This is a genomic window from Streptomyces sp. MBT53 (assembly GCF_016654115.1).
Classification (GTDB): Bacteria; Actinomycetota; Actinomycetes; order Streptomycetales; family Streptomycetaceae; genus Streptomyces.
This window is the reverse complement of the sequence record NZ_JAEQAZ010000335.1, coordinates 1-6,395: the sequence shown is the minus strand read 5'-3', so window position 1 is coordinate 6,395 and position 6,395 is coordinate 1. Positions and strand designations below refer to the sequence as shown.

Annotated in this window: 3 protein-coding genes; 1 reads left to right on the top strand and 2 read right to left on the bottom strand. The window is 72.2% G+C overall.

The genetic code is table 11. The features are described from left to right. A partial coding sequence (locus tag JHN45_RS50120; RefSeq protein WP_201056129.1) for a hypothetical protein occupies positions 1–4,473 on the top strand: 4,473 nt, incomplete at its 5' end. A gap of 54 nt (positions 4,474–4,527) precedes the next feature. Here JHN45_RS50120 and JHN45_RS50115 read toward each other — a convergent pair. Next, on the bottom strand, positions 4,528–5,385 hold the full coding sequence (locus JHN45_RS50115) for a dioxygenase (protein ID WP_201056128.1): 858 nt from the start codon (positions 5,383–5,385) through the stop codon (positions 4,528–4,530). Between the two features lie 55 nt (positions 5,386–5,440). After that, on the bottom strand, positions 5,441–6,283 hold the full coding sequence (locus JHN45_RS50110) for a citryl-CoA lyase (RefSeq protein ID WP_201056126.1): 843 nt from the start codon (positions 6,281–6,283) through the stop codon (positions 5,441–5,443). Positions 6,284–6,395: the final 112 nt, after the last annotated feature.

Genomic DNA, 6,395 nt, shown 5'->3' with positions numbered 1-6,395 from the left:
CTCGACGCCCCCGGACCCTCCCGCCGCGTCGCACCGCCCGCCACGACCGGCCCCGGCGGCTGGCTCGACACGCTTCACCCCGACGACAGCATGAAGCCGTTCACCATGCCGCCGGACGGTTTCAAGGTCCGCCGGATCGTCGGCGTCGACCAGCTCCACACCGCCAACTCCCTTGCCCTCGCATCCGCCTACGACGCGTCCTTCCCGCTCACGGACGCGGTCGACGACGACCTGATCGCCCGGGCCCGGGACACCCCGCTCACCCGCGCCGGCACCGGACCCGCTCAGAACCTGGAGGACGGCACCGGCAACAACGCCCTCAGCGCCTTCTACGACCGCACCCTGGAGCCCGGCGGCTACGAGGTGGCCGGCCTGACCGAACGCGGCTTCTTCGGCGGCGCGGACGCCGACCTGCGGCTGTACTCCCGGCCGCAGTTCCGGCAGGCCCGGCTGCTCGCCGTCACCGACGGCATGAAGCACGAGGCACCCAAGCGCCATGTGCAGGGGGGTGGCGTGAGCGCCGGGCGGGTCGGGCAGGCCGAGTCGGCGCTCGGCGGCGGTCCCGCCACGTCGACCGCCGCCACCGGCACCAACCAGATGGGCGCCTCGGGACCGGGCGACGTCGCGACCGAGTCCGACACCCTCGCCTCGGGCGGCGACCGCCTCGCGTCGGTGAACGTCAAGCCGAACACCACCCGTTCGTTCCTGTTCGCCATCCCCACGACCTGGCTGAGCGTGGCCGCGGTCCACCACCACGTCAAGGACTCCGCGCCGGTGCGGGCGATGCGCAGCCCCTTCGGCAACCCGCAGCGCGCCCCGCAGGCACGCGAGACCGACACCACCGTCCTGGCCTGGGTCCGCGAGGACGTCGCCCGTGAACTGGGCCTCATCGGCGACGACGGATTCCCGCCGGTGGCGGCCAAGGCGTGGGACGCGGTCACCAAGGCCGACAAGGAGTGGACTACCGCCGACAAGAAGTACTGGGAGCTGCGCCGCGACGAGGGCCCGCGCCGCGAGACCGCCCTCACGGACGCCGAGAACCTGCTGACCACCCTCACCGCCCGCGACCCCGAGACCCTGCCCGGGGTGATCGCCGCGCGCGGCGAACTCGCCCGCCTGGAACACGAGAACGAGGGCGCGGAGCCCGCCCACGACGGCTGGGCGGAACTCCACGACGCGGAACGCGACGCCGCGCATGACCGCGTGACCGCTGTGCTGCGGGCGGCCGCCGACGAGGTCACCGCGGCCCGTGCGGCCCGCGCTACGGCACGCGACCAACTGGACGCCTTCACCGCGGAGTTGGGCGAACGACGTGGTTTCGCGGAGGCGCTCGCCGACGAGTACGCACGCGTCCGGGAAGCCGCCGACCGGCTGACCCGCTGGCACCAGTTGGCGACCACACCGGCGGGACGCGCCCGGCTCGGCGCCACCCTGGAACCGGAGGAGGTCGTCTTCCGGGCGCCGGCGGCACCGGGCACCGCGAAGGCGCCGGTGACGGAGAAGAAGGACGCCGAGACGACTGACAAGAAGGCGAGCGACAAGGACGCGGAGAAGAAGGACGCCGAGAAGAAGGACGTAGACAAGAAGGCCAGTGACAAGGGCGGCGAGAAGAAGGACGGTGGGGAGCAGGACGAGGCCGCGGGCGACGCCGAACTGCGCCCCGCGTTCAGCCGCCCGCCGTGGGAGACGTCCGGAACCCCGGACCCGTCGCTGCGGCGCTTCGACGCGGCCCAGGACCATCGCTCCCTGACCGCCACCGATCCCGACGGCCGCAACTGGGTCTACGACCTGCACGAACCGGACGGTGACGGCAACGGGTTCTTCACGGCGGTCCTCGGTGTCGGGGAGCGCGGCGGGCCGACGGCGGTGTCGGAGACCCGGCGTGCCGGACTGGCCGGCCGCGTGGCCCGGAGCGTCGACATGCCCCGGGACGTGACGCTCGACCCGCAAGCGGTGTTCCGTACGGCCGAACTGACCAGCAGGCTCGGCGAGCACTTCCGGCGCGACCCCGCTCTGTCCGGCACCGTCGAGGAGAACGGCGGCCGGCTGCCCGACGCCTTGCGCACCGCACTCACGCCCGCCCAGCGGCAGAGTCTCGTACGGCTGCACGTGCAGCGGGCCCGCCGCTGGGACGACGCGACTGCGAACCTTGCGGCTGACCTGACGGCTCGTTCCCTCGGGGTGGACATCACGGTCGTGGGGGAGGACGGCAGCTACCGGTTCTTCCCGGGCTCCGCCGATCCGACGGCGGGTCCGCTCCGGCAGGTGACCGTCTACCGGCGCGGTGACAGCTACCTGTCGGCCCGTCCGCGGACCTCAACACCGCTGCCGGCGCCCCCCGTTCGAGGCGCGGAGCCGCCGGGGAGTATGGACACCAAGGACACCAAGGACACCAAGGACGCCGACACCGCGGAGGGCAAGGAGACTCAGAGCAAGGAGACCGAGGGCAAGGAGACGAAGACCAAGGACAAGCCCGACTCGGACACACAGGCCAAGTCGGACACACCGGGCAAGTCCGTCGGCGAGATGCAGTCGCTGCCCGCTCGGAGTGTTCTGGTGGACGGTCGGCAGATGACCGTCCAGAACGTGCGTCCGGACGGGAACTGCCTGTTCACCGCGATCATCGCCGGCATCGGTGCCCAGCACCCGGGGCACACCGTGCGGGGCCGGGCCGTGCATACGATGACGGTCGCCGACCTGCGCGACGACACCGTCGGCTGGTACGGGACGTCCGCTGCCGCTCAACAGCACGCCGCGCGGGACCCGTTGGACACGATCGTCCACGACAGGTACCCGGACCTGCGCAGCTTGCGGCCCCTGTTCACTCCGCTGGGTCTGCGGAGGTACATCCCGCTGACCTCCGCGCAACGGGCAGGCATCCAGGCCCAGTTGAGAGCCGAGGGTCTGGAGAACGGCACGGGGCCGGTGGCGATCGCGCGAAGCCGCACACTGACCGACCAGGCGCACGCGAACAATGTCCGCCAACTGGTCCTGCGTACCCTGCACGGCCCCGCCACGGCGAGGTCGCGGGCGCTGTGGCGGGAGATCCGCCGCCACTTGCCGTCCGTCGTGCCCGCCACTCCGGCGGGGACCGTCGCGCTGGGGGAGCGTGGGCTGGTCGACCGCGCGATCCGCTCGGCCGAGCTGTGGCACACCCCCTTCTACGACGACGTACCCCTGCTGCTCACCCAGTCGCTGGGCATCGACCTCGTCGTCGTCCAGCCCGACGGCCGCGGTGGATCCATCCTGCACCGCCTCTCCGAGGACGCCGACGGGCCCACCGTGTACGTCGCCTACAACGGCGTCGACCACTACGAGACCTTGCGGCCGACGGCGCCGCAGCCCGGTCCGGGCGGTGACCTCACCGCCGGTTTCGGCGACCCTGTGATGCCGAAGCGGGTGAAGGACGAGGAGCGCGACGACGAGGGCGACGTACGGGCGAACCCGCTGTGGATCCCCCTGGAAGAGGTGGACCCCGACCTGCTGATCACCGGCAACCACGACGCGGTGTGGCTGTACACGGTGACCGACGACGGCCGTGTCCTGCTCGGCAGCGAGACACCTTCGCAGGTGATGGCACAGGACCGGTTCGACGCGCTGCTCGCCGGCGTCCGCACCCGGCGCCCCGAGACGACGGCGGAGTCGCTGCGGGCGGAGCTCGACGGCCTCGGGCACACCGGCATCGCCGCCGTGTTCGAGGAGGGCGGCCGTACGCGGCCCGGCGCGAGCCGGGTGTCGGGCGAGTTCCGGTGGAGCGAGAGCCTGCGGACGTGGACCGTGAACGACAAGTCCGGCCGCTACATGAGCAAGTCGGTGCGGCCGGACATCGACCCGGCGGTCGCGGCCGGCTGGCTGGACAACGTCGCCGGGCTCTTCACCGACCGACTCGGCGTCCAAGTCGCCCCGGAGCAGGTGAAGTCGAGCGCCGTGAAGGCCCCCGAGCCGCAGCGCGGAGACACCGGGAACCGGTCCGCTTCCGCGCCTCTGACGCTGCGTCAGCCAGCGGGCGGCGACTGGTTGCCGGCCGCGCTGGTCGACGCCCTGAGGAAGGGGGAGTCCTCCGACCTGTTCGGCCGGCCGGGACTCGGCGGCCTGCTCGGAGGACCGGACCCGTCCGACGCGCTGCACCGCTGGACCGAGTTCCGGCTCGCGGCCCCGGACGCCGCGGTGCGGGTGCCCGCTCTGACCGCCGCCGACTGGGCGGGCCAGGCGCACACGACGGTGTCGTTGGACGACCTTGCCGCAGTGGGCGTGACCCCGACACCCGACCAGGCCGCGTTCGCGACGCTGACCGGCGCGCTCCCGCTCGGCGACCTCACCCTGACCCTCGCACAGCGTTACCGGCTGCTGCGCCGCTGGGCGGACCGCGACGAGCTCCTCACCGAGATTGCCGCGGGCACCGCCGCCCGCGACCTGGGAATCGTCCTGACACTGGTCACCGACGACGGGACGGTACGCCGCTTCGAGCCGTGAGGGCCGTCCGACTGCCGGTGCTGTGGTTGTGCGGGCGTGTTCTCCGCCCGACGGTCAGTGGGGTTGGAGGACGAAGTCGTACTGGGCGTGCAGGTAGGGGACTTCGAGGGTGCTGCCGTCGGGTGCGGTGCCGGCCGGTCGTTCGGTGAAGGGGATGATCAGCGCGTCCTTGGTGCCGAAGACGACGTCGGAGTCGAGGTAGTCGCTGCCCGCCTGGAACAGATGGGTGATCAGTTTCCGGTAGTCGGGCTCGTCGATGAGGAAGTGGACGTGGGCCGGCCGGAAGTGGCTGATGTCCGTCCGGCGCATCAGATCGCCGACGGGGCCGTCCATGGGGATGGCGTAGCCGCGCGGCGCGATGGTGCGGATGCAGTAGGTGCCGTCCTCGCGGGTGCGGTACTTGGCCCGCAGGCGTGCTTCGTCGATCTCGGGGATCTGGGCCTCGTAGGCGCCGTCCGCGTCGGCCTGCCACACGTCGAGCACGGCGCGGGCGAGGGGCTTGCCCTCGGTGTCGGTCACCCTGCCGGTGAAGAACAGCGGTGCGCCCGGGATGCCGTCCGACATGTCGAAGCCGTGGGGCGCGGTCGGTGAGCCGTCGATGTGGAACGGACCGAGCACCGTTGCGGGGGTCGCCTCCGGTGTGAACTGGTTGTTCAACTGGACGACCAGTGTGCTCAGTCCGAGCACGTCCGAGGTGAGGATCAGTTCCTGGCGCTTGTCGTCGCTGATCCCGCCGGCCGCGGTCAGCCATTCGATCGCGGCCATCCACTCGTCCTCGGTGAGCCGCACCTCGCGCGAGAAGGCGTGCAGATGACGGACTAGCGCGGTCATCAGCTCGCCCAGCCGCGGGGAGTGGGCGGTGGCCCACCGCTGGGCGGCCAGGTCGGTGATGTTGTCCTCGTCGACGGACACGGTTGCGGCTCCTTGGTCTGTGTACGGGGTGGATGGCCGGGCGGCGGGCGCGGGGTCAGTCCTCGCGCCGGTCCTTCGTGAGCGGGTCCGGGGCATACGGCTCGGGCGGTACCGGGATGTTGTTGCGGTCGACGGAGAGGAAGACATCCTGGGCGACGGGGTGGCGCAGTTCCTCGGCGAGCTGGCCGATCAGTCCGGCCGTACGCGCCAACAGGGCGAAGCCGCGCAGCAGTTGGAGCGGGAGGCCGAGGTCCGCGAGGGCGGCGCCGCACACCCCCGCTCCGTTCAGGGGGAGCGTGCGGTGCAGCACCTTCGGGTGCACCCGGCCGATGGCGGCGAACAGGCTCAGGTGCGCGCCGAAGAGGCCTTCCTCCTGCGCGATTTGGATCAGCCTGGGCGTCCGGGGGTCGCCCTCCTTGTGCACGTGGTGACCGAGGCCGGGCACGAACTCCCCGTCCGCGCGCCGCCGTTCGACCGTGCGCAGCGCGACCGCGTCCCAGCCGGCCTCGTCGGTGGGCAGGTCCCCGTCGAGGGACTCCAGTACGTCGTGCAGGAAGCGGCCGGTGTCCTCGGTGACGCCGAGGAAACGGGAGCCGCCGCCGAGCAGGCCGGCGGCGAGTGCGCCCTGGACCGAGTCCGGGGCGGAGAGGTAGGTCAGGCGGGTGACGATGGCGGTGGGGGTGAAGCCGTGGTCGGCCAGGGCGGCGAGCACGGCCTCGAAGACCCGGGTCTCGCCGGGGGTGGGCCGGCGCTGGGTGGCGAGCCAGAACGCGAGTTCACCGAAGCCGACCGAGCCCATGATGTCCTGGGCCAGGTCGTGCCCGAGGAGGGTGATGGTGTGCGGGTCGGAGGCGCCGAGGGCCGTGGGGTAGGCGGGGCGCGGGGCCGGCTCAGACATGGTCGGTCTCCTCTCCGGCATGGCCTGTCTCCTCGGGTGCGGACAGCCAGGTGCGCAACTGTGCGCCGTGTTCGTCGAGTTGGGGCGGCGGCAGTCGGTAGGAGGCGGGGGT

Excerpts from the sequence above, each read along its gene's own strand:
- JHN45_RS50110 (WP_201056126.1), bottom strand. The coding sequence starts at position 6,283 with ATGTCTGAGCCGGCCCCGCGCCCCGCCTACCCCACGGCCCTCGGCGCC.